General features: G+C 68.8%; 26 protein-coding genes. 21 read left to right on the top strand and 5 right to left on the bottom strand.

Features of this window, described 5'->3' with window-relative positions:
- The first annotated feature begins 9 nt into the window (after positions 1 to 9).
- Genes ACUZ2Y_RS15780 through ACUZ2Y_RS15770 form a run of 3 tightly spaced genes read left to right on the top strand, consistent with a single transcriptional unit; the run spans position 10 to position 2,238 of the window.
- Positions 10 to 510 carry a hypothetical protein gene (locus ACUZ2Y_RS15780; RefSeq protein WP_476319457.1) on the top strand — a complete coding sequence of 167 codons (501 nt, stop codon included), beginning with the start codon at positions 10 to 12 and terminating at the stop codon, positions 508 to 510.
- A 17-nt stretch (positions 511 to 527) separates the two neighbouring features.
- The gene (locus ACUZ2Y_RS15775) at positions 528 to 1,367 is read left to right on the top strand and encodes a class I SAM-dependent methyltransferase (protein WP_476319454.1); all 840 of its coding nucleotides are present in this window, start codon (positions 528 to 530) and stop codon (positions 1,365 to 1,367) included.
- Positions 1,368 to 1,416: 49 nt separating this feature from the next.
- The gene (locus tag ACUZ2Y_RS15770) at positions 1,417 to 2,238 is read left to right on the top strand and encodes a lytic transglycosylase domain-containing protein (protein WP_476319452.1); all 822 of its coding nucleotides are present in this window, start codon (positions 1,417 to 1,419) and stop codon (positions 2,236 to 2,238) included.
- A gap of 12 nt (positions 2,239 to 2,250) precedes the next feature.
- Here the strand turns inward: ACUZ2Y_RS15770 and ACUZ2Y_RS15765 are convergent, their stop codons facing one another.
- On the bottom strand, positions 2,251 to 2,637 hold the full coding sequence (locus ACUZ2Y_RS15765; RefSeq protein ID WP_476319450.1) for a tetratricopeptide repeat protein: 387 nt from the start codon (positions 2,635 to 2,637) through the stop codon (positions 2,251 to 2,253).
- Positions 2,638 to 2,785: 148 nt separating this feature from the next.
- On the opposite strand from ACUZ2Y_RS15765, the gene eno reads away from it, so the two are divergent.
- The 3 genes from eno to ACUZ2Y_RS15750 are packed head-to-tail and all read left to right on the top strand — an operon-like array spanning position 2,786 to position 5,096.
- A complete protein-coding gene (gene eno / locus ACUZ2Y_RS15760) occupies positions 2,786 to 4,072 on the top strand; it encodes a phosphopyruvate hydratase (RefSeq protein ID WP_476319448.1) in 1,287 nt (428 codons plus the stop codon).
- Between the two features lie 5 nt (positions 4,073 to 4,077).
- A complete protein-coding gene (locus ACUZ2Y_RS15755; RefSeq protein ID WP_476319446.1) occupies positions 4,078 to 4,608 on the top strand; it encodes an FtsB family cell division protein in 531 nt (176 codons plus the stop codon).
- 32 nt (positions 4,609 to 4,640) lie between these two features.
- Positions 4,641 to 5,096: a DUF501 domain-containing protein gene (locus ACUZ2Y_RS15750; RefSeq protein WP_476331860.1), complete on the top strand. Its 456-nt coding sequence runs from the start codon at positions 4,641 to 4,643 to the stop codon at positions 5,094 to 5,096.
- Here the strand turns inward: ACUZ2Y_RS15750 and ACUZ2Y_RS15745 are convergent.
- Positions 5,093 to 6,724 (bottom strand): acyl-CoA dehydrogenase family protein, encoded by a 1,632-nt coding sequence (locus ACUZ2Y_RS15745; protein WP_476319444.1) that lies wholly within the window; start codon positions 6,722 to 6,724, stop codon positions 5,093 to 5,095. The two genes, ACUZ2Y_RS15750 and ACUZ2Y_RS15745, sit on opposite strands and share 4 nt — an antisense overlap.
- A 340-nt stretch (positions 6,725 to 7,064) precedes the next feature.
- Here ACUZ2Y_RS15745 and ACUZ2Y_RS15740 point away from each other — a divergent pair, with 340 nt between their 5' ends.
- From ACUZ2Y_RS15740 to ACUZ2Y_RS15705, 8 genes are all read left to right on the top strand, one after another.
- Complete coding sequence (locus ACUZ2Y_RS15740; protein WP_476319442.1) at positions 7,065 to 8,261, top strand: lytic transglycosylase domain-containing protein; 1,197 nt, start codon at positions 7,065 to 7,067, stop codon at positions 8,259 to 8,261.
- 466 nt (positions 8,262 to 8,727) lie between these two features.
- A complete protein-coding gene (locus ACUZ2Y_RS15735) occupies positions 8,728 to 9,699 on the top strand; it encodes a Ppx/GppA phosphatase family protein (RefSeq protein WP_476319440.1) in 972 nt (323 codons plus the stop codon).
- 298 nt (positions 9,700 to 9,997) lie between these two features.
- Complete coding sequence (locus ACUZ2Y_RS15730) at positions 9,998 to 11,620, top strand: peptide ABC transporter substrate-binding protein (protein ID WP_476319438.1); 1,623 nt, start codon at positions 9,998 to 10,000, stop codon at positions 11,618 to 11,620.
- Between the two features lie 73 nt (positions 11,621 to 11,693).
- Positions 11,694 to 12,623 (top strand): ABC transporter permease, encoded by a 930-nt coding sequence (locus tag ACUZ2Y_RS15725; RefSeq protein WP_476319436.1) that lies wholly within the window; start codon positions 11,694 to 11,696, stop codon positions 12,621 to 12,623.
- Positions 12,616 to 13,581 (top strand): ABC transporter permease, encoded by a 966-nt coding sequence (locus ACUZ2Y_RS15720; RefSeq protein WP_476319434.1) that lies wholly within the window; start codon positions 12,616 to 12,618, stop codon positions 13,579 to 13,581. The genes ACUZ2Y_RS15725 and ACUZ2Y_RS15720 overlap by 8 nt, the downstream gene beginning before the upstream one ends.
- A gap of 6 nt (positions 13,582 to 13,587) precedes the next feature.
- On the top strand, positions 13,588 to 14,625 hold the full coding sequence (locus ACUZ2Y_RS15715; protein WP_476319432.1) for an ABC transporter ATP-binding protein: 1,038 nt from the start codon (positions 13,588 to 13,590) through the stop codon (positions 14,623 to 14,625).
- Complete coding sequence (locus ACUZ2Y_RS15710) at positions 14,622 to 15,620, top strand: ABC transporter ATP-binding protein (RefSeq protein WP_476319430.1); 999 nt, start codon at positions 14,622 to 14,624, stop codon at positions 15,618 to 15,620. Before ACUZ2Y_RS15715 ends, ACUZ2Y_RS15710 begins: the two co-directional genes overlap by 4 nt.
- Positions 15,620 to 17,383 (top strand): S8 family peptidase, encoded by a 1,764-nt coding sequence (locus tag ACUZ2Y_RS15705; protein WP_476319428.1) that lies wholly within the window; start codon positions 15,620 to 15,622, stop codon positions 17,381 to 17,383. The genes ACUZ2Y_RS15710 and ACUZ2Y_RS15705 overlap by 1 nt, the downstream gene beginning before the upstream one ends.
- A gap of 45 nt (positions 17,384 to 17,428) precedes the next feature.
- Here ACUZ2Y_RS15705 and ACUZ2Y_RS15700 read toward each other — a convergent pair whose 3' ends face one another.
- Together ACUZ2Y_RS15700 and ACUZ2Y_RS15695 are read right to left on the bottom strand one after the other, a co-directional pair.
- The gene (locus tag ACUZ2Y_RS15700; protein WP_476319425.1) at positions 17,429 to 17,644 is read right to left on the bottom strand and encodes a hypothetical protein; all 216 of its coding nucleotides are present in this window, start codon (positions 17,642 to 17,644) and stop codon (positions 17,429 to 17,431) included.
- Entirely contained in the window at positions 17,644 to 17,853 is a 210-nt protein-coding gene (locus ACUZ2Y_RS15695) for a hypothetical protein (RefSeq protein ID WP_476319423.1), read from the bottom strand. Before ACUZ2Y_RS15695 ends, ACUZ2Y_RS15700 begins: the two co-directional genes overlap by 1 nt.
- Positions 17,854 to 18,190: 337 nt before the next feature.
- Between ACUZ2Y_RS15695 and ACUZ2Y_RS15690 the strand changes: the two genes are divergently transcribed.
- Together ACUZ2Y_RS15690 and ACUZ2Y_RS15685 are read left to right on the top strand one after the other, a co-directional pair.
- The gene (locus tag ACUZ2Y_RS15690) at positions 18,191 to 19,183 is read left to right on the top strand and encodes an asparaginase (RefSeq protein ID WP_476319420.1); all 993 of its coding nucleotides are present in this window, start codon (positions 18,191 to 18,193) and stop codon (positions 19,181 to 19,183) included.
- 72 nt (positions 19,184 to 19,255) lie between these two features.
- Positions 19,256 to 19,921, top strand: coding sequence for a Scr1 family TA system antitoxin-like transcriptional regulator (locus ACUZ2Y_RS15685; protein ID WP_476319418.1), 666 nt, complete (start codon positions 19,256 to 19,258; stop codon positions 19,919 to 19,921).
- A 2-nt stretch (positions 19,922 to 19,923) separates the two neighbouring features.
- Here ACUZ2Y_RS15685 and ACUZ2Y_RS15680 read toward each other — a convergent pair whose 3' ends face one another.
- Entirely contained in the window at positions 19,924 to 21,390 is a 1,467-nt protein-coding gene (locus ACUZ2Y_RS15680) for a S10 family peptidase (RefSeq protein ID WP_476319416.1), read from the bottom strand.
- 44 nt (positions 21,391 to 21,434) lie between these two features.
- On the opposite strand from ACUZ2Y_RS15680, the gene ACUZ2Y_RS15675 reads away from it, so the two are divergent.
- From ACUZ2Y_RS15675 to ACUZ2Y_RS15655, 5 genes are all read left to right on the top strand, one after another.
- Entirely contained in the window at positions 21,435 to 22,121 is a 687-nt protein-coding gene (locus tag ACUZ2Y_RS15675; protein WP_476319414.1) for a uracil-DNA glycosylase, read from the top strand.
- A 278-nt stretch (positions 22,122 to 22,399) separates the two neighbouring features.
- A complete protein-coding gene (locus tag ACUZ2Y_RS15670; RefSeq protein ID WP_476319412.1) occupies positions 22,400 to 22,687 on the top strand; it encodes a FitA-like ribbon-helix-helix domain-containing protein in 288 nt (95 codons plus the stop codon).
- Positions 22,684 to 23,079, top strand: a complete 396-nt coding sequence (locus ACUZ2Y_RS15665; protein ID WP_476319410.1) for a type II toxin-antitoxin system VapC family toxin — start codon at positions 22,684 to 22,686, stop codon at positions 23,077 to 23,079. The genes ACUZ2Y_RS15670 and ACUZ2Y_RS15665 overlap by 4 nt, the downstream gene beginning before the upstream one ends.
- A gap of 277 nt (positions 23,080 to 23,356) precedes the next feature.
- Positions 23,357 to 23,611 (top strand): hypothetical protein, encoded by a 255-nt coding sequence (locus ACUZ2Y_RS15660; RefSeq protein WP_476319408.1) that lies wholly within the window; start codon positions 23,357 to 23,359, stop codon positions 23,609 to 23,611.
- 77 nt (positions 23,612 to 23,688) lie between these two features.
- The gene (locus ACUZ2Y_RS15655; protein WP_476319406.1) at positions 23,689 to 23,814 is read left to right on the top strand and encodes a hypothetical protein; all 126 of its coding nucleotides are present in this window, start codon (positions 23,689 to 23,691) and stop codon (positions 23,812 to 23,814) included.
- Positions 23,815 to 23,848 lie beyond the last annotated feature (34 nt).

Raw genomic sequence — 23,848 nt, 5'->3', positions numbered from 1 at the left:
TGGCATCGGTTGACCGGTCCGCAGCCAGGTCCGAGTGCGGACTGTCGACGTCCGGGAGCGGCATGCCCACTCGCCGAGCTGCTCGACGACCGCGACCGGATCCGCGCGAACGCCGAGGACATGATCGCCACCCACCTGGCGGGCGACGCCGAGGGAGCCTGGCGGAAGTTCTTGGCGCAAGCGAACATCTTCCTGCCGGAGCCGGTGTTCCAGGAGATGTTCGGCGGTGAGCGTGAGCCGCAGCGGTTCGCCGACGAGCGGTTCTGGTTCGCGCACGAACTGCTTCCGTCCACCTGCCGGCAGCCCGATCTCGCCGCCCTGCGCGCGGTCGGGACCCGCGTCGTGATCGGCCTCGGCGAGGAATCGGCGGGCCAGTTCTGCGAGCGCGCGTCGAACGCCCTCGCCGCCGCGCTCGGCATCGAGACCACGACGTTCCCCGGCGGCCACATCGGCTTCGTCGACGATCCCGCGGCGTTCGAAACCCGGCTCCGCTCGGTTCTGCGCGAATGACCGGCACCATGGGGACCATGGGATTCGACGGCGACACCGAGCGGATGATCCGGGCGAACGAAGCCAACTGGGACGCGCGCACACCGATCCACGTGGCCAGTGACTTCTACAGCGTGGCCACCCGCGACCCCGGCGACTGGTTCGCCGACTACGAGTGGTCCGACCTCGGCGACGTCGAGGGCAAGGACGTGGCCCACCTGCAGTGCCACATCGGCGCCGAGACCCTCGCGTTCGCCCACCGCGGCGCGCGGGTGGTGGGGCTCGACATCAGCGGCGAGTCGGTGGCGGCCGCCCGACGGCTCGCCGAGGCGGCGGGCCTGGCCGCCGAGTACGTCAAGTCCGACGTCTACACGGCGGCCGAAGCGTTGGGGCGCACCAGGTTCGACATCGTCTACAGCGGCAAGGGCGCGCTGTGCTACCTGCCCGACCTCACCGCGTGGGCCGAGCAGGTCAGCGCCCTGCTGCGCCCCGGCGGCCAGTTCTACCTCGTCGACTTCCACCCGCTGCTCGACGCGCTCGGGCCGATCCCGGCCGCCGACGGGAGCCAGGACCTGCTGCTGCGCCACGACTACCTCGGCGGCCGCGGCCACCTCCGGATGGACGGCTCACGCACCTACACCGACGGTCCGCACCTGCCCGCCGACCTGGCGTACTACGAGTGGCGCCACGGCCTCGGCGAGACCGTCACCGCCATCGTCCGCGCCGGTCTTCGGATCACCCTGCTGCGTGAGTCCGAAGAGATCCCGTGGCCGCGCTGGCAGACGATGACCAGCACCGGAGGGGCGTGGCACCGGCTGCCGGAAAGCGCTCCACGCATCCCGCTGATGTTCGCCGTGCGGGCCGTCAAGGAGCCGTGATCGGCACGTTTCGGACAAACTGACGCTCCAGGCAACGTAACCTGGTTGGGTGACGCCGACCTCGACTCCCGTGCCGCCGGCACCGCCGTCTCCGAGTCCATCGCGACCCGGCAGGCGCGGGCTGGTCGGCCGGTTGCTGGTCGCGGCCGTCCTCCTGGCGACCGTCGCGGGAGCGGCGATGCTGGTCGTCAAGGCCGACAAGCCGGTCGAGCGCGAGACCGTGGAACGATTCCGGGTGCCCGACCTCGACGTCCTGCCCGGCACCGCGCTCGCGCAGGCCAGGTCCCTGCCGAGCGGCTCGGACGTGCGCCTGTGGGCGGAGAAGGTCGGCCCGGCGACCGACATCCCGGTCCGCACGCTGATCGCCTACGTCAACGCCGATCTGGACACCCGGGCGAACAATCCCGGCTGCAACCTCACGTGGGCCACGCTCGCGGGCATCGGCCGGGTCGAGTCCCACCACGGCCACTTCCGCGGAACCCGCGTCACCGATGAGGGCACCCTGACCAAGCCGATCATCGGCGTGCCGCTCAACGGCTCACCCGGTGTGCAGGCCATCCGCGACACCGACGGCGGCGCGCTCGACGGCGACCGCGAGTGGGACCGGGCGGTCGGCTCGATGCAGTTCCTCCCGACCACGTGGGGCAAGTGGGCCAAGCGCGCCAACGGCGACGGCGCCCCACCCGACCCGCAGAACGTCGACGACGCGGCGCTGACCGCGGCCCGCTACCTGTGCGCGAGCGGCGGCGACCTCGCCACCGGCGAAGGCTGGTGGAAGGCCGTGCTCACCTACAACAAATCACTGCAGTACGGCCGCGATGTCTACAGCGGCGCCGACGCCTACGCCCGCAAGGTCGCCGAACTCGGCTAGCGCACCACTGGGTCAGCGGTCGCGCCGCAACGCGATCCGCGCGTTCACCTCGCCGAGGGCTTCCTGGTACTCCGGCAGCGGGTTCATCGCCACCGCGAGCCGCAATTGGGTCAGCGCCTCCACGAAACGGCTCTGCCGTTGCAGTGTGCGACCGAGCGCGAACATCGCGTAATGATCAGTGGGGTCGAGTTCCAGCACCCGGCGGAACGCCGTCTCGGCACGCCCGAACTGCGCCGAGTTCAGATAGGCCCGCCCGGCCAGCAGTTGCACGCTCGGCGCGTCCGGCGCGGCCTCCAGGACCGGGCCCAGCGCGGCGAGGGCGTCCAGGGGTCTGTGGTGCGCGACCAGGGACTCCGCCCGCCGAAACGCCTCGAAGGTACCGCCGCCGTTCTCGCTCATAATCCGCTCACAATACGGGGGAGATTGATGTTCATCGACCTCCGTACGGGGGTCGATTCGGGCCCGCCCGACGTGCCTTCGGCGAGCCGCCCACCCGCCCCGCTAGGCTCGTCTCGGAGTACGCAGCACGCTTTGTGAGGAGCACCACGTGGCGGTCATCGAGCAGGTCGGCGCACGCGAGATCCTGGACTCGCGCGGCAATCCCACCATTGAGGTGGAGGTCGCGCTGGACGACGGGACCCTGGCGCGAGCGGCGGTCCCGTCCGGGGCGTCGACGGGCGAGCACGAGGCCGTCGAGCTTCGCGACGGCGACCCGAAGCGCTACGGCGGCAAGGGGGTCGAGAAGGCCGTCACCGCGGTCCTCGACGAGATCGGCCCCGAGCTGGCAGGCATCGACGCGGTCGACCAGCGCATCGTCGACCAGAAGCTGGTCGACCTCGACGGCACGCCGGACAAGTCGCGCCTGGGCGCCAACGCCATCCTCGGCGTCTCCCTGGCCGTGGCGAAGGCGGCGGCCGAGTCCAGCGGCCTGGAGCTGTTCCGCTACCTGGGCGGCCCGAACGCGCACGTGCTTCCGGTGCCGATGCTCAACATCCTCAACGGTGGCGCGCACGCCGACACCGACGTGGACATCCAGGAGTTCATGATCGCGCCCATCGGCGCGGAGAGCTTCCGCGAGGGTCTGCGCTGGGGCACCGAGGTGTACCACTCGCTCAAGTCCGTGCTGAAGAGCAAGGGCCTGGGCACCGGCCTCGGCGACGAGGGCGGCTTCGCGCCGAGCCTGGCCAACAACCGCGAGGCGCTGGACCTGATCCTGGTCGCCATCGAGAAGGCGGGCTACCGCCCGGGCCGCGACATCGCGCTCGCGCTCGACGTCGCCGCCACGGAGTTCTACTCCGACGGCGCGTACAGCTTCGAGGGCGCCAAGAAGAGCGCCGAGCAGCTCATCGCGTACTACACGCAGCTGATCAACGACTACCCGATGGTCTCCATCGAGGACCCGCTGTCCGAGGACGACTGGGACGGCTGGGTGCGCATGACCGCCGAGATCGGCGAGCGCGTGCAGATCGTCGGCGACGACCTGTTCGTCACCAACCCGGACCGGCTCGAAGAGGGCATCGCCCGCCGCGCCGCGAACGCGCTGCTGGTGAAGGTCAACCAGATCGGCACCCTGTCGGAGACGCTCGACGCGGTCACCCTGGCCACGTCCTACGGCTACCGCAGCATGATGAGCCACCGCTCCGGCGAGACCGAGGACACCACGATCGCCGACCTCGCCGTCGCGACCGGCGTGGGCCAGATCAAGACCGGCGCCCCCGCCCGCGGTGAGCGCACCGCGAAGTACAACCAGCTGCTGCGCATCGAGGAGACCCTCGGCGACGCCGCGCGGTACGCGGGCGACCTCGCGTTCCCGCGCTTCACGCCGGAGTCCTGAGTCCGATGGCCGGGCGCGGAGGCGATCGGGGCGGCAGGCGTGGCGGGGCATCCGCCGCTCGCCGACCTGAGAGTGTCCGCCGTACGCGCCCGGCCGCCGCGGCTCCCGCGAAGGAACCGCCCAAGCGTCAGCCCGCCAAGCGCGGCGCCCGGCTCGGCCCGCTCGGGTTGTCGACGACGCGTCGCGCCGCGGTGCTCGCGACCGTGGTCGGCGCGCTTGCCCTGAGCGTGGCGGTGCCGCTGCGGACCTACCTGTCGCAGCGGTCCGACGTGCAGATCCAGGAGCGGCGGCAGGCCGAGTTGCGGGCCGAGGTCGAGGAACTGGAGCGGCGCAAGGCGCAGCTGGCCGACCCCGCGCAGATCCAGGCCGAAGCCAAGAGGAGATTGCGGTACGTGATGCCAGGGGAGACGCCCTACATGGTCGAGTTGCCCGCCGAGGCGGGTGGCCCCGGCGCGGGTGAGCGCCCGACCCACCCGATCTCGCAGCAGGCCTGGTACCAGGCGCTGTGGGACTCGGTGCACGGAGCGGGCCGGTGACCCTCGAGCCGGTCAGCGAGGCCGACATCGCCATGGTCGCCCAGCAGCTCGGCCGGGTGCCGCGCGGCACCCGCGCCGTCGCGGCCCGCTGTCCCAGCGGTCACCCGTCGGTGATCCAGACGAGCCCGCGGCTTGAAGACGGCACGCCGTTCCCGACGCTGTACTACTTGACCTGCAACAAGCTCGCGTCGCAGATCTCCACCCTCGAGACCACCGGTCTCATGAAGGAGATGACCGACCGGCTGGCCGAGGACGAGGCGCTGGCCGCGCAGTACCTGGCCGCGCACAACGACTACCTGGCCGAGCGGGACGCCATCGAGTCGCTGGGGACCGACGTCAGCGCGGGCGGCATGCCTACCCGGGTCAAGTGCCTGCACGTGCACGTCGCGCACGCCTTGGCCAAGGGCCCCGGCGTCAACCCGTTCGGCGACGAGGCTTTGGCCCTGCTGTCCGAGACCTACCCGACCGGCGAGTGCGCGGCGAACTAGGCCGACGGCACGGCGACACCGGGGGTGACCCGGTCCACCAGGGCCGCGGTGTCGACCTCGGCAGGCAGCACCCCGAGCACTCCGCTGCGCTCGCCGAAGCGCGACGCGAGGAACGCGTCGGCCACTTCGGGGGCGTGCCGGACCAGCAGGCTTCCCTGCAGGCACAGGGTGATCAGCTCGGCGACCCGCCGGGCCCGCGCGGGTGTGGCCGCCTCGATCTCGGCTTCCAGGTCCGAGACCGCCGCGTCCAGCCGGGAATCCGCGCCCATGGTGGTGGCGAGTTCCTCGAACAGGCCGTCCACACTGGACGGCTCACGCGAGATCGCCCGCAGCACGTCGAGGGCGGTGACGTTCCCCGAGCCCTCCCAGATGGACATCAGCGGCGCCTCGCGGTAGAGCCTGGGCATACCTGATTCCTCGACATAGCCGTTGCCGCCCAGGCACTCCAACGCCTCCGCCACGACCATGGGCGCGCGTTTGCAGATGAAGAACTTCGCCGCGGGCAGCGCGAGTCGCAACAGCCCGCCCCCGCTGTCCACTTCGGACGCTAGGCGCAGGGCGAGCACCGTTGCGGCCTCGGACTCCAGCGCCAAGTCCGCGATCACCGCCGCCATGGCGGGCTGCTTGCGCAGCACGGTGCCGAACGCCGACCGGTGAGCCACGTGGTGGGCCGCCTCGGACAGGGCGATCCGGATGCCCGCCGTCGAGCCGAGCACGCAGTCGAGCCGGGTCATCGTGACCATCTCGATGATCGTGCGGACCCCGCGGCCTTCTTCGCCGAGACGCCAGCCGATCGCGTTCGCGTACTCGATCTCGGAGGAGGCATTCGACTTGTTGCCGAGCTTGTCCTTGAGCCGCCGCAGCCGCAGCGCGTTGCGAGTGCCGTCGGGCAGCACGCGGGGGAGCACGAAGCAGGTGAGCCCGCCGGGCGCTTGGGCGAGGGTGAGGAACAGGTCGTTCATCGGCGCCGAGGTGAACCACTTGTGCCCGACGAGCGCGTACGTCCCGTCCGCGAGTGGGGTGGCGACGGTCGTGTTGGTCCGGACGTCGGAGCCGCCCTGCTTCTCGGTCATCGACATCCCGGCGAGCAGCCCGGCCTTGGCGCCCGGCTCGCGCAGGCCCGGGTCGTAGACCGGCGAGACCAGCCCCGGCTCGAACCGGGCGGCCACCTCCGGGTTGTGCCGCAGCGCGGGCACGGCCGCGTAGGTCATCGAGATCGGGCAGCCGTGGCCTGCCTCGACCTGCGACCACACCATGAACGCCGCCGCCCGCCGCAGGTGCGCGTGGGCGCCACCGGCCCATGGGGCGCCGTGCAGCCCGTGGGCCACAGCCCGGCCCATCAGCCAGTGCCACGACGGGTGGAAGTCGACCTCGTCGATCCGGTTGCCGTAGCGGTCGTGGGTGCGCAGGGTCGGCGGGTTCTCGTTGGCGAGCCTGCCGTGCTCGCGGGCGACTTCGGAGCCCGCCTCGACCGCCAGCGCCGACAGCGACCCGACGACGCCGTCCGATCCGAACGCCCGCAACGCCCCGACCAGCGCCGGGTCGCAGGCCAAGGGGTCGAAACCGTGCAGGGGAGGGGGTTGGTTGGTGACCTGGTGGGTGGCGTCGAGAGGCTGCGGCGCGCTCATTTCTTGAGACTAATCCGCGTCGCCGTGCAACCTGAAGGGTCGGTCACTCCGTCACCGGTCGGTGACACATTGTGTCGCTGGTTAACAATTGGTGCCCAGAAGTGCAGCTATGAACAGACTTCCGACCCTATTTTGTCGCGAGTTGTTACGAGGACGGTGACTCATGGCGATGAATGAGGCAGGGTAGATAGCCGGAGGAGCGTCACCCAGGTCGGTTAACACACCGGCGGCCAGACAAGCGAGGGGCTGATTTTCAGTGAGTGCGACGAAGTCCGGAGACTCCGGCAGGGGTAAGCGCACTGGCAAGCGACGCAGTGCGGTCGCCGCGGCGGGGGCGTTGATGATCGTTCCCGCGGTCGCGGCCGGTGAACCGGTGTACAACGTCTCGGGCGAGGACGCCGCCACCGAGGTGGCGCTCGCCAGCAGTGCGGGCGGCGGCCTGGTCGGTCTCACCGACCCGGCGGAGGTCAGCGCCGACGGTTCACGCCCGGAGAACGGCGAGCTTGGCTCGGAGGTGCTCGCCGCCGCTGGGGACCCCGGTGTCCTCGCGTTCGGCCACGGCCCGCTGCCCAGCGGGCCCCTCGGTATCCCGGGCACCATGCTCGACGCGTACATGCGCGCGACCCAGACGATCAACACCACGACTCCGGGCTGCAACATGGAGTGGTCCCTGCTGGCCAGCATCGGCCGCATCGAGTCCAACCACGCCCGCGGCGGCCGGGTCGACGCGCACGGCAACACCGCGTCCCCGATCCTCGGCCCGGTCCTCAACGGCGGCGGCTTCGCCGCGATCAGCGACACCGACGGCGGCCGCTACGACGGCGACGCCCGCTGGGACCGCGCGGTCGGCCCGATGCAGTTCATCCCGTCCACGTGGAAGGGTTACGCCTCCGACGGCAACGGCGACGGCGAGACCAACCCGAACAACATCTACGACGCCACGGTCGGTTCGGCGAAGTACCTGTGCTCCGGCGGCATGAACATGGCCGACCCGCGCAACCGGTCCGCCGCGATCTGGCGCTACAACCACTCCGACAGCTACGTGCGCACGGTTCTGCACTGGGCTGAGGCCTACGCCAAGGGCGTCACGCCGGTTCCGACCACCCCGGTCGACCAGATCGAGCAGCTGGCCGCCCCGGCCCCGGTCTACCCGTCGCCCGCGAACGGCGTGATCATCCCGCCGCCGTCGTCCACGGCGCCCAGCACCACCGCGCCCGGCTCCACGACGCCCGGCTCCACGACGCCTGGCTCCACGACGCCTGGCTCCACGCAGCCGACGACCACGTCCGCACCCCCTTCGTCGTCGACGACCTCCTCGGCCCAGCCGACCACGACGACCCCGCCGACGTCGTCGACCACGACGACCCCGCCGCCCACGACCACCCCGTCGTGCGAGCCCACGGCGACGCCGACGACCCCACCCCCGTCCGCAGGGGGGCCCACGGACCCGTGCGCCACCCCCACGACCACCCCGCCGCCCTCGACCACCCCCAGTGGTGAAGCGGGCTCGGCGGTCCCCACGACCCCGGCTCCCTGACCTTTATCCACACCCGCAGGGCTTATCCACAGCCCCCACCCACAACCCGGGTTCCGTCACCCCCCCCGCCGATAGACTGGCCAAGGGACGTCCCCCCGGGGTGGGTGGGGGCTTTGCCGTGCTCCGGCGCGATGCACGAAGAGTCGATCAGTGGCCGGTGGGGTCGGCGGGTGCTGGGGTGGCGTGACGATCCGTGTACACCTAGGCCCTCGACTCCCGCACTCATCGGCGATCGGCGGGTTGTGGCCTCGTGTGACTGCCGGTCGGGGTGGCGACCTGGGCTGGGGTGTCGCGGGTCCGGCCGGCGGTAATCCGCCAGGCCCGCCACTCGGTGGGTCCACTGTCCCAATAGACCAACCGGCCGCCGAGGTCCGGCGTGGCGCGGCCGGGTTGCGCGTGCGCGATGTGGTGAAACCCGCCCCACACAAACGGTCTTCGATGCCTTGGCATGTCTAGGCTTCCGAGCATGACGAGGGTTGCCGCGATCGACTGTGGAACGAACTCCATCCGCCTGCTCGTCGCCGACTTGACGCACCGCGGTGACGGGTCCGTCTGGTTGCGCGATGTCCACCGGGAAATGCGGATCGTGCGGTTGGGGCAGGGGGTGGACGCCACCGGCATGTTGGCGCCCGAGGCCATCGGGCGCACCCGGGCCGCCCTGGCCGACTACGTCGCGATCATGCGCCGCAAGGGGGCCGAGCGGGTGCGCATGGTCGCCACCTCCGCCACCCGCGACGCGGGCAACCGGGACGACTTCTTCGCCATGACCCGCCAGGTCCTCGGCGTGGAAGCCGAGGTGATCACCGGGGACGAGGAGGCCCGCCTGTCCTTCATCGGCGCCGTCGGCGACCTCCCGCCCGAGGACGGACCCTTCCTGGTGACCGACATCGGCGGCGGCTCGACCGAGTTCGTCGTCGGGACGTGGGACGGAATGAAGGCCACGATCCAGGCCGCCAAGTCCGTCGACATCGGCTGCGTGCGGCTCACCGAGCGCGCCCTGCCCGACGACCCGCCCACCGAGGCGCAGATCGCGGAGGCGCGCAAGGTCGCCGACGGCGTCCTCGCCGAAGCGTTCGACGCGGTGCCGGTGGCGCAGGCGCGGACATGGGTCGGCGTCGCGGGGACGGTGACGACACTTTCCGCGCTTGTCCTAAATCTGCCGGCGTACGACTCGGACGAAATCCACCTGTCTCACCTGACCGCATCCGGCATTCGTGACACGGCGCGGCGATTGCTCACCGTGGGTCACGAAGAGCGGGCGGCGATGCCGGTCTTGCACCCCGGTCGGGTGGATGTGATCGGGGGCGGGGCTTTGATCGTGCAAAGTATCGCTGAGCGGCTATTTTCTGAGACGGGCATCACAGAATTGCTGGCCAGTGAACACGACATCTTGGATGGGATCGCGTTGTCGATCATTGAACCGCCTGACCCTGAGTGACGAGGTGACCCGCGTCTCAACCATGACCTGGCAGTGATTGGACATAGGGAGTGTTCGAATACCGGTCACTTCTGGATCGAGATATCCCCCAAATGGATGAACATGGTTCGATTGTGACTCGTTTGTGACGCCCTCGAACGCCGGTCGATTCGCCCCTCGGGTTAACTTCCACTCACTTTCGGAGCGGGCGGTACCGCTTCGTGACGACGGAGCCCGATGGCGGACAGCCCGAAAGCACGTCGGACCCGAGCTTGGGAGGAGACCCATGCGCAAACCACGCTGGATAGCAGCGTCGGTGATGCCCCTTGCACTCGCGCTCACGATCGCGGGTTGCGGCGGCGGCAGTGACAAGGACAGCGGCACACCGGGAGGCGGCGACGCCGGGAACCCGGACGGCAAGCTCTCCGCGTTCGCGACTGAGCCCGAGAACCCGCTGATCCCCGGCAACACCAATGAGAGTGGCGGCAGCAAGGTCATCCGCGCCCTCTGGGTCGGCCTGACCGAGTACGACGCGGTCACCGGTGAGTCGAAGAACGCGCACGCCGAGAAGATCGAGACCACGGACTCCAAGGTCTACAAGGTCACCTTGAAGCCGGGCTGGAAGTTCCACGACGGCACCGAGGTCAAGGCGAAGAACTACGTCGACGCCTGGAACTGGACCGCCTACAGCCCCAACGGCACCCAGGGCGCCAGCTTCTTCGAGCAGGTCGACGGGTACAAGGACGTCCACACCTCCGACCCCGACGCTGACGGCCCGCAGACCGCGCCGGAGCCCGCGACGAAGGAGATGAAGGGTCTCAAGGTCATTGACGACAAGACCTTCGAAATCACCCTGAGCGCGCCCTTCTCGGTCTTCCCGCTGAAGCTCGGCTACAACCCGTACTACCCGATGCCGGACTCGTTCTTCGCCGACCCGAAGGCGTTCGAGGCCAAGCCGGTCGGCAACGGCCCGTTCAAGTTCGTCTCGCGGACGCCGAACGCCGACATCACCCTGACCCGCAACGACGATTACGTCGGCCCGGGCAAGGCGAAGTTCAAGGACCTCGTGTTCAAGATCTTCGAGTCCAACGAAGCCGCCTACACCGCGACCGTGTCCGGTGAGCTCGACTTCCTGGACACCGTTCCGTCGTCCGGCCTCGCCGGTGGCAAGTACAAGACGGACATGCCGGACCGCAACGGCTCGACGCCGTACATGGGCAACCAGACCCTGACGTTCCCCCTGTACGACGCGAAGTACGCGAGCCCGGACCTGCGCAAGGCCATCTCGCTGGCCATCAACCGCCAGGAGATCGTCGACAAGATCTTCGAAGGCACCCGCCTTCCGGCCGATGGCTGGGTCAACCCGGCGGTCCCCGGCTACGCCAAGGGCCAGTGTGGCGAGCTCTGCACGTTCAACCCGACGAAGGCCAAGGAATTCCTGGCCAAGTCCGGCTTCACGGGCACGATCGAGCTCACCACGAACGCTGACGGTGGCCACAAGGAGTGGATGACCGCGACGTGTAACAGCATCAAGAACGCCCTGGGCCTGGAGTGCACCTACACCCCGATCCCGACGTTCGCTGAGACCCGTCAGCAGATCAACGCCAAGGCCATGAAGAGCATCTTCCGCGCTGGTTGGATCGCCGACTACCCGTCGATCGAGAACTTCCTCAACCAGATCTACCGCACGGATGCTTCCGCGAACGACTCCGGTTACACGAGCAAGAAGGTCGACGACCTGCTGGTCAAGGCCGACGCCGCGCCCAGCGTGGAAGAGGCCAACAAGCTCTACCAGGAGGCCGAGCGCGTGCTGGCCGAGGACTTCCCGGTCATCCCGCTGTGGAACCAGACCGCGCAGTACGCCTGGTCCGAGCGGCTGGACAACGTCCGCATGAGCTCGCTGCGTGAACTCGATCTGTCCACCGTGACGGTCAAGAAGTAGCCAGTGGTTCACTCCGGGCTGGGGTGCGGTGATCCCGCACCCCAGCCCGGAGTCAGGTTAGGAGACAAATCCCATGGGGCGCTATGTCCTGCGTCGGCTACTACAACTGATCCCGGTCTTCATCGGGACGACGTTCTTGATCTACTGGCTGGTCTGGAGCCTGCCGGGCGATCCGTTCGCCGGTAAGTGCGGCGACCGCCCGTGTCCCGAGGCCTTCGTCGCCGCCATGACGGCGAAGTTCAACCTCGGCGATCCCGTGGTCGTCCAGTACGGCAAGTACATGATGAACCTGCTGCAGGGTGACTTCGGCATCACGTTCAGCGGTATCTCGGTCGGCGATCGCATCGCCAACGCGTACCCGAACACGGTCCGCCTCGCGCTCGTCGCGCTGGCGATCGAAGCGGTCATCGGTATCTCGGCGGGAGTCCTGACCGGCCTTCGCGGCCGCGGCTTCCTCGACAACCTGGTGCTCGTCACCACCCTGTTCCTCATCTCCCTCCCCGTCTTCGTGACCGGCTTCGTGCTCCAGATCGTGCTCGGCTTCGAGCTCGGCTGGATCAAGACGACGGTGTCCGAATCACCCGCCCCGTGGGGTCAGCTCATCGTTCCAGGCTTCGTGCTGGGAAGCCTGTCGATGGCCTACGTCACGCGGCTGACGCGTACCTCGATCGCGGAGAACAGGCGCTCCGACTACGTGCGGACGGCAGTGGCCAAGGGCCTGCCGCAGAGCCGAGTCGTCGGTGTGCACCTTCTGCGCAACTCCGCGATCCCTGTGATCACCTTCCTCGGCACCGACCTCGGTTCCCTCATGGGCGGCGCGATCATCACCGAGGGCATCTTCAACATCAAGGGCATCGGGAACCTCGTCTACCGGGGAATCCTGAGCAAGGAAGGCGTCATCGTCACCGGCGTGGTCACCCTGCTGGTGATGGTCTACCTGCTGTCCAACCTGATCGTTGACATGCTCTACGCAGTCCTAGACCCAAGGATTCGCTATGACTGACCCGAGCACCGCGGCGACCGGAGCCGCGGTGACCAGTACGGCGGCCGATTCCGTGACCGCCTTGGAACACGCCGAGACCGCGGTCACCAACAAGCCGCGCAGCCTCGCCTCGGATGCCTGGCACGATCTGCGCAGGCGTCCGCTGTTCCTCATCTCCGGCTCCCTGATCATGCTCATCCTCGTGATGGCGGCGTTCCCGATGCTGTTCACCTCGGTGGACCCGACTTACGCCGACCTCGGCAGAAGTCGCAACGGACCGTCGGCGGACGCGTGGTTCGGCTACGACAACCAGGGTGCGGACATCTTCGCGCGAACGATCTACGGCGCTCGCGCGTCGATCATCGTCGGCCTGTGCGCGACGATCCTGACCGTGCTCATCGGCGGCACGCTCGGCCTGCTGGCAGGCTTCTACGGCGGCTGGCTCGACGGGCTCATGTCCCGGATCGCCGATGTGTTCTTCGGCCTGCCGTTCGTGCTCGGCGCGATCGTGATCCTTTCGAGCTTCGGCGCCACCGGAAGCTCGAACGTCGCCCAGATCATGTTCCTGGTCATCGTGTCGATCTCGCTGCTGTCGTGGCCGGTCTGCATGCGCATCATGCGGTCGGCGGCGATCACGGCGAAGCAGCAGGACTACGTGAAGGCCGCGCGGGCACTGGGCGCGAACTCTTCGCGGATCATCCTGCGGCACATGCTGCCCAACGCCGCGGCGCCCGTCCTGGTGTACGCGACCATCGCCCTCGGCGCCTTCATCGGCGCGGAGGCGACGCTGTCGTTCCTGGGCCTCGGCCTGCGGGCGCCGGTCGTCTCCTGGGGCGTGATGATCGCGGACTCGCGCGACATCATCCGGGTCGCACCGCACACGCTTCTGTTCCCGGCGGCGTTCTTGACCACCACCGTGCTGGCCTTCGTGATGCTCGGCGACGCCGTGCGCGAAGCGCTGGACCCGAAGATGAGGTAAGGCGGAATGTCCGCTAACACTGAACAGTCCATTGTGGACTCCGAAGGGGCCGAGCCGGTTCCCGGCGCGCCGCTGCTCGAGGTGCAGGACCTCTTCGTCGAGTTCCGCACCCGAGACGGTGTCGCCAAAGTGCTCAACGGCGTCAGCTACCACGTCGAGGCCGGGGAAACCCTCGCGGTCCTCGGCGAGTCCGGTTCGGGCAAGAGCGTCACGGCCCAGACCATCATGGGCATCCTCGACATGCCGCCCGGGCACATCATGGGCGGCTCGATCAAGTTCCATGGCGAGGAACTGCTCACGGCCAGCGACAAGCGGCGGCGGGAGGTGCGTGGTTCGGGCATCGCCATGATCTTCCAGGATGCCCTCTCCGCGCTCAACCCGGTTTTCACCGTGGGCTTCCAGATCGAGGAGCAGCTGCGACTGCGCAGGGGTATGTCCCGAAAGGACGCTCGCGCCCGCGCCGTCGAACTGCTCGACCTGGTGAAGATCCCCGGCGCCAAGCGTCGCGTGAAGCAGTTCCCGCACGAGTTCTCCGGTGGTATGCGGCAGCGCGCGATGATCGCGATGTCGCTGGCGCTCGACCCGGAGATGCTCATCGCGGACGAGCCGACCACCGCCCTGGATGTCACCGTGCAGGCCCAGATCATGGACCTGCTCAAGGAACTCCAGGTCGAGCGGAACATGGGCCTGATCCTGATCACCCACGACCTCGGCGTCGTCGCCGAGGTCGCGGACCGGATCGCGGTCATGTACGCGGGCCGGATCGTGGAACAGTCCGACGCGCTGTCGCTGTACCGCAAGCCGGGGCACCCCTACACCAAGGGCCTGCTCGAATCCCTGCCCCGGCTCGACCTGCGGGGCCAGGAGCTGACCACGATCAAGGGTCTGCCGCCGAGCCTGCTCAACATCCCGACGGGCTGCCCGTTCCACCCCCGCTGCACGATGGCCCAGGACATCTGCAAGACCGAGGTCCCGCCGCAGCACCGCCTGATGCCCGGCCGGATGAGCGCCTGCCACTTCGCTGAGGAGCTGATCTCCGAGTGACCGACAACATTCTTGAGGTGCGCGACCTCGTCAAGCACTTCCCGGTCAAGGTGGGCGTGCTGTTCAAGCGCACCGTCGGCCACGTCCGCGCGGTCGACGGCGTGTCCTTCGACCTGCGGCGCGGCGAGACCCTCGGCGTGGTCGGCGAGTCCGGCTGCGGCAAGTCGACCCTCGCCCAGGTGCTGATGCGCCTGGAGCCGCCCACCGGCGGCTCCGCGCATTTCGAGGGCCGGGACATGTTCGCGATGAAGGGTCCGGAGCTGCGCAAGCTGCGCCGTGACATCCAGATCGTGCTGCAGGACCCGTACACCTCGCTCAACCCGCGGATGACCGTCGGCGACATCATCGGCGAGCCGTTCGAGATCCACCCCGATGTGGCGCCGAAGGGCTCGCGGGCGAAGAAGGTGCGCGAGCTGCTCGACGTGGTCGGGCTCAACCCCGAGCACATCAACCGCTACCCGCACCAGTTCTCCGGCGGCCAGCGCCAGCGCATCGGTATCGCCCGCGCGCTCGCCCTGCGCCCCAAGGTGATCGTCTGCGACGAGCCGGTGTCCGCTTTGGACGTCTCGATCCAGGCGCAGGTCATGAACCTGCTGGGCGACCTGCAGTCCGAGTTCGGACTGTCCTATGTCTTCATCGCGCACGACCTGTCGGTGGTCCGCCACCTGTCGGACCGGGTCGCGGTGATGTACCTGGGCAAGGTCGTCGAGATCGGCACCGAGCAGGAGATCTACGAGCACCCGACGCACCCGTACACCCAGGCGCTGCTCTCCGCGGTGCCGGTGCCCGACCCCGAACTCCGGGGTCAGCGCCAGATCATCCGGCTCGAGGGCGACGTCCCCAGCCCGGTCGACCCGCCGTCGGGCTGCCGCTTCCGCACGCGCTGCTGGAAGGCGCAGGACATCTGCGCCGAAGAGGAGCCCGCGCTGATCACCAGGGTGGCGGCGCATCCCAGCGCCTGTCACTTCGCTGAAGAGAAGTCGGTTGTGCCCTGATGTCCGGGAACACTGGAGAGAGTCGAACAGGAGTACGCGTGAAGCGACGCAAGACGCTGGTGGCAGCGCTCGCGGCCCCGCTGGTCGTGTCCCTCGCCTGGGTCGCCACACCATCGGCGACCGCGGGTCAGGAACTGTCCGGGAAGTCGGTCGAGTTCAACGTCCTCGCCGCCGACGGCACCGCCACGGAGGCCCTTGAGGCCGCTGTGCGCAAGGCGGGCGGCACGGTGATCGCCGGCAACCGGACCGTCGGTCTGCTGACGGCGACCGCGCCGGAGAACGGTTTCACCCAGCGGCTCTCGGCGGAGAAGTCGGTCGCCGCGGTGGCCCGATCGAGGTCCATCGGCCAGTCCCCGGACGCCAAGGCGCCCAAGGACAAGGCCAAGGACGTCGAGAAGGAGAACCGGGCGGCGGGCGGCAAGGGCGCGCAGGGCGGCGTCGCGGCGGGCATGGACCCGCTCGACTTCCAGCTGTGGGGCCTGAAGTCGGTCCGCTCCGACCTGGCCCGTGAGGTCCAGGCAGGCGACAAGCGCGTCAAGGTCGGTGTCCTCGACACCGGTGTCGACGGCAGCCACCCGGACATCGCGCCGAACTTCGACCGTCAGCTGTCGCGCAACTTCACGCGTGACATCCCGGTCGACGACCTCGGCCAGGAAGTCGACGGCCCGTGTGAGTTCGCGGGCTGCGTCGACCCGGCGGATGTCGACAACGGCGGCCACGGCACGCACGTGGCGGGCACCATCGCCGCCGCGGCCGACGGCCACGGCATCTCCGGTGTCGCGCCGGGTGTGTCCATTGTGAACATCCGCGGTGGACAGGACTCCGGCTACTTCTTCCTGCAGCCGGTCATCGACGCGATGACGTACTCCGGTGACGTGGGCCTCGACGTGGTCAACATGTCGTTCTTCGTCGACCCGTGGCTCTACAACTGCGAGAGCAACGCGGCGGACAGCACCGAAGAGCAGGTGCAGCAGCGCATCGCGATCATCTCGATCACGCGGGCGATGAAGTACGCCTACGGCAAGGGCGTCACCCAGATCGTGTCGCTGGGCAACCAGCACCAGGACCTGGGCAAGCCGCTGCCCGACTCGACGAGCCCGAACTACCCGGCGGGCAACGAGCACGACCGCGTGATCGACAACGCGGACTGCTTCTCGCTGCCGGTCGAGGGCCCGCACGCGGTCGGCGTCAGCTCGTTCGGTCCGTCGCAGGCGAAGGCGGACTACTCGAACTACGGCTTCGAGCGCATCTCGGTCTCGGCCCCGGGCGGCTACTTCCGCGACGGGCTCGGGACTCCGACGTACCGGACCAACGGGAACCTGATCCTGTCGGCCTACCCGAAGAACGTCGCCCTCACCGAGGGCGCGATCGACGCGGACGGCAACGTCACTCCCGACGGCGAGGCGCTCGGCGTGCAGAAGGCGTGCAGGCCGGACGGTTCGTGTGGGTACTACCAGTTCCTGCAGGGAACCTCGATGGCCTCGCCGCACGCTTCCGGTGTGGCGGCGCTGATCGTGGCGCAGTACGGCAAGTACAACGCGGCAGGTGCGCACCTGGACCCCGCCAAGACCCAGCGCGTCCTCGAGGGCACGGCACACGACATCGCGTGCCCGTCCCCACGGACGGTCGACTACACGCTGGTCGGGCGGCCCGCCGAGTTCAACGCCACCTGCGAGGGCGACGCGGCGCACAACAACTTCTACGGCCATGGCGGTGTGGACGCGTACACCGCCGTCACCAAGGGCGCGAAGTTCCTGAAGTAACCGCATGATGTGAGTGGCCCCCTCCGGGTTGGAGGGGGCCACTTCTCATTTGGTGACGATGTCCTCGGCCTGCTGGTAGTTGTCCCCGCCCGGCGGAGAGCTGCGCACGATGTTCAGCGCGATCGTGCGCCCGTCGGAACACTTGATCCGCAGGTCTTTCACGCTGTTGTCGATGTCGTAGTACTCGACGCCGACGATGTCGGGATGGCCGCTGGTGGCGAGGCGTTCCCGCACCAGTTCGACGAACCGGTCACGCCACATCAGAGCACCGCCTCCGGCAGTTCGTAGGGCTTGTGACCGGGCACGCCCGGCCCGGTGACCTCTCGCACGGAGATGGTGCACTTGGCTCCACTGGCGAAGTCGACGCGGAGCCTGCTGTGTCCTTTGTCGAGCAGTTCGACGTTCGTGATCTCCGAGTGGTCCTCGCTCAGCAGGTCGAAGAGCACCTTGTCCAACTCCCGTATCCGCACAGCCGCTTCACCCTCTCGCGTTTGCTCGACCGTACCCCGAGCATCCACCACCAGCCATGGTTCCTCCATCGGTCGATTCAAGGTCAAGTACGGGGTCCGAATTGCACATCCACGACCACGGTCGGACGGTGTAGCCGCACTTGGCGCGCGGCTTCTTCCATCACTTCGGCGAGACTTTCGGCCTGCTCGGATGAGGCCCAGCCGACGATCAGGCCGCTTGCGTGATGCCGCGACTGAGGGGGCCGTGTTTGGCCTGCCGCGATTCCACACCACCAATACGATCCGGCCTGGGAGCACTAGTTCGTCATCCGGCGATCGCCCAGTGAGGGGGCCATCTGTGGCTGGGAAAGTCGTGCCGAGAGTGGTCGTGTTCGGCCTCGGCGGAACGATCGCCATGACAGCGGACTCGGGCGGCGGGGTGGTGCCCGCGCTCTCGGTGGAGCAGCTCGTCGCCGCCGTGCCCGGGCTGGCGGAGACCGGGATCGTGGTGGAGGTCGAGGACTTCCGCCGGGTGCCGGGAGCCTCCTTGTCGTTCGACGACCTGGACGCACTCTCCGGCGCGATCGAGCGGCGGCTCGACGGCAGCGCGGACGGGGTGGTCGTCACCCAGGGCACCGACACGATCGAGGAGACCGTGTACTACCTCGACCTCGCACACACCCGTCCGGAGCCCATTGTCGTCACCGGCGCGATGCGCAACCCGACGCTCGCGGGCGCGGACGGTCCCGCGAACCTCCTCGCCGCGATCCAGACGGCGGCCAGTCCGCGGACGCGCGACCTCGGTGCGCTGGTCGTGTTCGCCGACGAGATCCACGCCGCCTGCCGGGTCCGCAAGACCCACTCGACCAGCGGCGGCACCTTCCAGTCGCCCAACGGCGGCGCGCTCGGCTACGTGGTCGAGGGCGAGGCCCGGATCCTCAACCGTCCGGTCCACCTGCGACCGTCCCAGATGGATGGTCCGTCGAGGCGGCCGACCGTCGCCATCGTGACCATGACCCTCGGGGACGACGGCACGGTCCTCGACGCCATCGCCGACCGGGTGGACGGGCTGGTCGTCGCGGCTTTCGGCGTGGGGCACGTGCCCAGCCGGGTCGTCGACCGGCTTGGCCTGGTGGCCGCGGGGATCCCGGTCGTGCTGGCGTCCCGCATGGGCGCTGGGCCGGTGCTCACCAAGACGTACGCGTTCCCTGGCTCGGAGTCAGACCTGCTGGGGCGGGGCCTGATCCCGGCCGGTTTCCTCGACCCGCTGAAGGCCCGGATTCTCCTGCACCACCTGCTCTCCCGCGGTGCGAGCCTGGCGGGCATCCGGGACGCATTCGCTGTGGCCTGAGTTGCGCTTCCTTGACCAAGCGAGGTAAATGGAATCACCTGCATCATCGGGCGGCCCGAATGAGGTGGCGTGATGACCGGCAAGCACGAGACCACCCCGCCGTCGCCCCGGGCCCGCCGATCCTGGCGTGACCGCTTCTGCGCCGCCCCTGTTCGCCCGGGCCGCTCCGCGGCGGTCCGCGAGCGCCTGACCGACGAGTCCCAGCCGGAGCGGCAGCGGCGCAACGCGGACCTGGAGCGGACGGCCGCGCGGATCGTGGTGGTGGACTTCTCGCTCGTCCCCGTCCTCGCCCGGGCCGCGGACTACTCCCGGCACCTGGCGGGTCTGACCGACGGCGGGTGGGCCAATCCGGAGTCGGTCCTCACCGACCGGATCCGCCGCCAGGCCGTGCTTTACGACCCGGCCAAGACGGTCGAGATCCTGGTCGGCGAGTCAGCCCTGCGCTATCCGCCGTGCCCACCGCCGGTCAGGCGCGCGCAATCCGCCCGCCTGACCGCGATGCTCTGCCTGCGGCGCGTTCGGCTGGGGATCATCCCGCTGAACGCCGAACTGCCGACGATCACCGAGCACGGCTACAGCATGTTCGACGACCAGGTCGTCGTGGACATCAACCACACCGAGGTCACCATCACCGACCCGGGCGATATCGCCCTGTACGAACGAATCACCGCCGCGCTCTGGCGAGCCGCCCTCAAGACCGACGCGGCCCGCGCCCTCCTGCGCCGGATGGGCCGCTGAGGCTACCGATTCGACGCCCGCTTCACGAACTTGGCCAGGTCCTTGGACTGCTGGAGCCTGCTCGGTTCGTGGATGTACATCATGTGGCCCGCCGGGTAGTAGACGACTTCGATGTTCTCGCGCAGTTCCTCCGGCAGCGCCAAGTGCGCCAGCGTGTGGTCGGTCGCGAAATACGGTGTGGCGCCGTCGGTGTAGCCGGAAGCGACGTGGAGTTGGAGGTGCGGGTTGGCCCGCATCACCGCGGAAAGTTTGTCGGTGACGGTGACGTGGGCGTTCTCGAATTCCTTGAACGACCAGTCGCGGTTGACCGGCAGGCTCAGCACCTCGTACGGCAAGTCCTTGTGGTAGCCCAGTTCCGCGTGCAGGTAGTGGTTGATGCCCGCGGTGTAGGCACCCATGATCGCCGACATCGACGGGTCCTCGCCGAGCTGTTCGCGGCCGTAGTCGCTGTCCCAGCCGGTGAAGCGGCCGTCGAGCCTGCCGACGGTCTGCTTGCGGTGGCGGAGGAGTTCGACGAAGAAGCGGGTGTGCTCGATGCGCAGGTCGACGCGGTCGACGTACTCCTCGGACAGGCCCGACAGCCGGGCCACCGTCGCCACGATGGTCGAACGGTCCTCAGTGGACAGACGGGCGCCTTGGCCGAGCGCCCACGGGTAGTCGCGGGAGGCGAACTCCTCGGTCTCGGCGAGGACTTCGTCGAGCGCGCGGTCGCCGTGCAGGCCGTGGTGGTGCGCGATGGCGGCGTACGTGGGCAGGTAGAGCGGGTAGGGCAGGTCGTTGCCTTCGGCGAAGATCAGGGTGGAGAAGTCGAGCACCGAGGAGATCAGGATCAGGCCGTTGAGGTACATGCCGTGGCGGGTGTGCAGGTGGTGCGCGAGACCGCCCGCGCGGGTGGTGCCGTAGGACTCGCCCGCGAGGAACTTCGGCGACGTCCAGCGGCCGTTGCGGGTCGTCCAGAGCCGGATGACCTCGCCGACGGATTCCAGGTCGCCCTGGAAACCGTGGTGGTCGCCGGGCTTCTCGCCCTTGATCGCCCGTGAGTAGCCGGTGGACACCGGGTCGATGAAGACCAGATCGCTGTGCGCCAGCAGGGTTTCCGGGTTGTCGACCAGCCCGTACGGCGGCGTGGCGAGCGCGCCCGCGTCACCCGCGACGACCCGGCGCGGACCGAGCACGCCCAGGTGCAGCCAGATGCTCGACGAGCCGGGGCCGCCGTTGAAGGCGAAGGTGACCGGGCGGGTGGCCGGATCGGCGCCGTCGAGGGTGTAGGCGGTCACGAAGACCTCGGCCTTGGGGAGGTGGCCGTCGAAGGTTCCGTCGGTCATCACCTCCTTGCGCAGCACCAGCCTGCCGGTCGTGGCCGTGTAGGCCAGCTCGCGCTTGCGTACTGTCAGCGTGTGCGATGTCGTGACCAGATCGTCGGCGGGCTCCGGGTCCGGCCCGTCGACTGGTGCGTCCTGGGATGCCATGGGGCGACCCTACGGCTTGCCGGCTTTTCACTTGGCGGAAACCGATGACTATGGAAGAACTCGACAGTGCGGTCACCGACTGCCGCGCCTGCCCGCGCCTGGTCGCCTGGCGCGAAGAGGTCGCCCACGTCAAACGCGCCGCCTTCCGCGACCAGGAGTACTGGGGCCGACCGGTTCCCGGCTTCGGCCCGCCGGACGCGTCGATCGCCATCGTCGGCCTGGCCCCCGCCGCCCATGGGGCGAACCGGACCGGCCGAATGTTCACCGGCGACCGCTCCGGCGACTTCCTGTACGCCGCCATGCACGCGGTCGGCCTGGCGTCGCAGCCCACGTCCACCCACATCGGCGACGGGCTCGAACTGTTCGGGGTCCGCATCACGGCCCCGGTGAAATGCGCACCGCCTGCCAACAAACCGACACCGCAGGAGCGTGACAACTGTCGGCCGTGGCTGGAGCAGGAGTTGGGACTGCTGCGGCCGACCCTGCGGGCCGTCGTGGTGCTGGGTGGGTTCGGCTGGCAGGCGGTGCTGCCGGTACTGAGCCGGTACTGGGTGGTGCCCGCGCCTCGGCCGGTGTTCGGGCACGGGGTGAGATATTCGTTGGCGGCGCTGGACGGTGGGCCGGATCTGCAGCTGTTTGGCTGCTACCACGTGAGCCAGCAGAACACGTTTACCGGCAGGCTGACGCCGGCGATGGTGGAGGACGTGCTCACCCGCGCCAAACTGGTGTAGCGAGAGCTCGCGGTTCCCCTAGTCCGGCGATTGCTGTAGCTACTCGACGGGCGGGTGTTCCAGATCGCAGCGTGTTCCGGGCGTCGCGGAACACGCCGGAACGCTGAACAACGGACGTTTAGCTCGTCTACTCGGCTACCCAAACCGTTCGAGCTGCGCTGGGTTCCAACCCTGGCAGGTGGGCGTAGAGGGACCTCCTGGACGAGCTCGACTCTGCGAAAGCGCCCGTCAATCGCCCTGCCTTGACATTAGAGTCGCTATGACTGCAAAATGCAGTCATGGCGGTGTTGACGATTCGAGATGTTCCAGACGACGTGAAGAACGCCTTGACTCGGGACGCGCGGGAACACGGGCAGTCGCTGCAGTCTTTTCTGCTGAGTGTGCTCAAGCGGCAGGCGGACTTCAGCCGCAACCGGCAGCTCCTCGCTGAGATCGAACGCGACCTCACGGCGGACGGCGGGGCGGGCGACGACGCGCCCGATGCCGCGGACCTTGTGGAGCAGGCACGGGCGGATCGCGACGACAGGTCGGGTTCCGATGTGCGCAAGGCAGGCGGCGCCGCGTGATCGTGGTGGACGCCTCTGTCCTGGCGAACATGCTGGTCTACGCGGACGACCGCGGCCGCAAAGCGCGGGCCGTGCTGGCCCGGGATACTGAATGGTCCGCACCTGAGCACTGGAAGGCCGAGGTCTTTTCGGTGATCCGAGGTCTCACGCTGGGGCACAAAATCACTGAGGCGCAAGGCCTCCGGGTCGTCGACCGGCTTCCGCAGCTCGGCATCGACACCGTGCCGCTCGACGACCTTCTGCCGCGGATGTGGCAGCTCCGGGCAGGCGTCAGTGGTTATGACGCCGCCTATGTCGCGCTCGCCGAGGCACGCGGCCTCACCTTGGTGACCTCCGACGGTCGCCTTGCGCGCGCTGCCACAACGTTCTGTCGCGTCGAACTGGTGTCGTGATCACGAGTGTGAGACCGCTGATCCTGCTCGACGTCGACGGGCCGCTCAATCCGTTCGCGGGCACCGAGGAGACCCGGGCCGGTTTCGTCGAACATCGGATTCGGCTGTCCCGGTGGAACAAGCGGAAGGTCCTGCGTCTCTGGCTCAATCCCACCCATGGCCCGAAGTTGCTGGGGCTGGCGCGCGCCGAACCGGCGCGCAGCTCGCGTGGGCGACGACGTGGGGGCATCGGGCGAACACGGTCATCGGGCCTGCCATCGGCCTTCCCGTGCTCCGCGTGGTCGAGCTTGACGACTCCGGTGGGCGGTGGAAGTTCCCTGCCGTGGAGCGGTTCGCGGCGGGCAGGCCGCTGGTGTGGCTGGACGACGACTTCGACCTCTACGCCGCCGAGCGGGACGCGTTTCTTGGCAGGCGCGTGGGTGTGCCGACCGAGTTGTGGCGGGTCGACCCTCGGATCGGGCTGACCATCGAGGACTTGGCCGCGGTCGAGACGTGGCTTGGCGGGCACTCGAATGTCGGTACGGGGGAGTGATCGACACCGGTATCGTCGGTGGTGCGCAATCCCGCCGCGCGGGGGGTCGGTGTTCCCAGGCGGGCTGAGGAAGTCCTGTGTCGACAGCGCTCATCGTCCTTCTCCTGGTCCTTTGGCACCCCTACGTCCTGTGCAAGCTGCTGCCTGGGCGTGACATCCGGGTGCGGGTGCTGGAGGTGGAGGTCGTCATTACCCGAATGTGATCGCGCCCACAGTCCGGGTGGGGCATGCTCGGTT

Source organism: Actinokineospora sp. UV203, from assembly GCF_056323665.1.
The sequence above is the reverse complement of the archived record's forward strand: the minus strand, read 5'-3'. Positions and strand labels throughout refer to the sequence as shown.

What these genes read in the sequence shown, in the direction of transcription:
- ACUZ2Y_RS15775 (WP_476319454.1), top strand. Translation starts at nt 528, where the DNA reads ATGGGATTCGACGGCGACACCGAGCGGATGATCCGGGCGAACGAAGCC.
- ACUZ2Y_RS15765 (WP_476319450.1), bottom strand. Translation starts at nt 2,637, where the DNA reads ATGAGCGAGAACGGCGGCGGTACCTTCGAGGCGTTTCGGCGGGCGGAG.
- ACUZ2Y_RS15755 (WP_476319446.1), top strand. Translation starts at nt 4,078, where the DNA reads ATGGCCGGGCGCGGAGGCGATCGGGGCGGCAGGCGTGGCGGGGCATCC.
- ACUZ2Y_RS15750 (WP_476331860.1), top strand. Translation starts at nt 4,641, where the DNA reads ATGGTCGCCCAGCAGCTCGGCCGGGTGCCGCGCGGCACCCGCGCCGTC.
- ACUZ2Y_RS15745 (WP_476319444.1), bottom strand. Translation starts at nt 6,724, where the DNA reads ATGAGCGCGCCGCAGCCTCTCGACGCCACCCACCAGGTCACCAACCAA.
- ACUZ2Y_RS15740 (WP_476319442.1), top strand. Translation starts at nt 7,065, where the DNA reads ATGATCGTTCCCGCGGTCGCGGCCGGTGAACCGGTGTACAACGTCTCG.
- ACUZ2Y_RS15735 (WP_476319440.1), top strand. Translation starts at nt 8,728, where the DNA reads ATGACGAGGGTTGCCGCGATCGACTGTGGAACGAACTCCATCCGCCTG.
- ACUZ2Y_RS15730 (WP_476319438.1), top strand. Translation starts at nt 9,998, where the DNA reads ATGCCCCTTGCACTCGCGCTCACGATCGCGGGTTGCGGCGGCGGCAGT.
- ACUZ2Y_RS15725 (WP_476319436.1), top strand. Translation starts at nt 11,694, where the DNA reads ATGGGGCGCTATGTCCTGCGTCGGCTACTACAACTGATCCCGGTCTTC.
- ACUZ2Y_RS15720 (WP_476319434.1), top strand. Translation starts at nt 12,616, where the DNA reads ATGACTGACCCGAGCACCGCGGCGACCGGAGCCGCGGTGACCAGTACG.
- ACUZ2Y_RS15715 (WP_476319432.1), top strand. Translation starts at nt 13,588, where the DNA reads ATGTCCGCTAACACTGAACAGTCCATTGTGGACTCCGAAGGGGCCGAG.
- ACUZ2Y_RS15705 (WP_476319428.1), top strand. Translation starts at nt 15,620, where the DNA reads ATGTCCGGGAACACTGGAGAGAGTCGAACAGGAGTACGCGTGAAGCGA.
- ACUZ2Y_RS15700 (WP_476319425.1), bottom strand. Translation starts at nt 17,644, where the DNA reads ATGTGGCGTGACCGGTTCGTCGAACTGGTGCGGGAACGCCTCGCCACC.
- ACUZ2Y_RS15685 (WP_476319418.1), top strand. Translation starts at nt 19,256, where the DNA reads ATGACCGGCAAGCACGAGACCACCCCGCCGTCGCCCCGGGCCCGCCGA.
- ACUZ2Y_RS15680 (WP_476319416.1), bottom strand. Translation starts at nt 21,390, where the DNA reads ATGGCATCCCAGGACGCACCAGTCGACGGGCCGGACCCGGAGCCCGCC.
- ACUZ2Y_RS15675 (WP_476319414.1), top strand. Translation starts at nt 21,435, where the DNA reads ATGACTATGGAAGAACTCGACAGTGCGGTCACCGACTGCCGCGCCTGC.
- ACUZ2Y_RS15670 (WP_476319412.1), top strand. Translation starts at nt 22,400, where the DNA reads ATGGCGGTGTTGACGATTCGAGATGTTCCAGACGACGTGAAGAACGCC.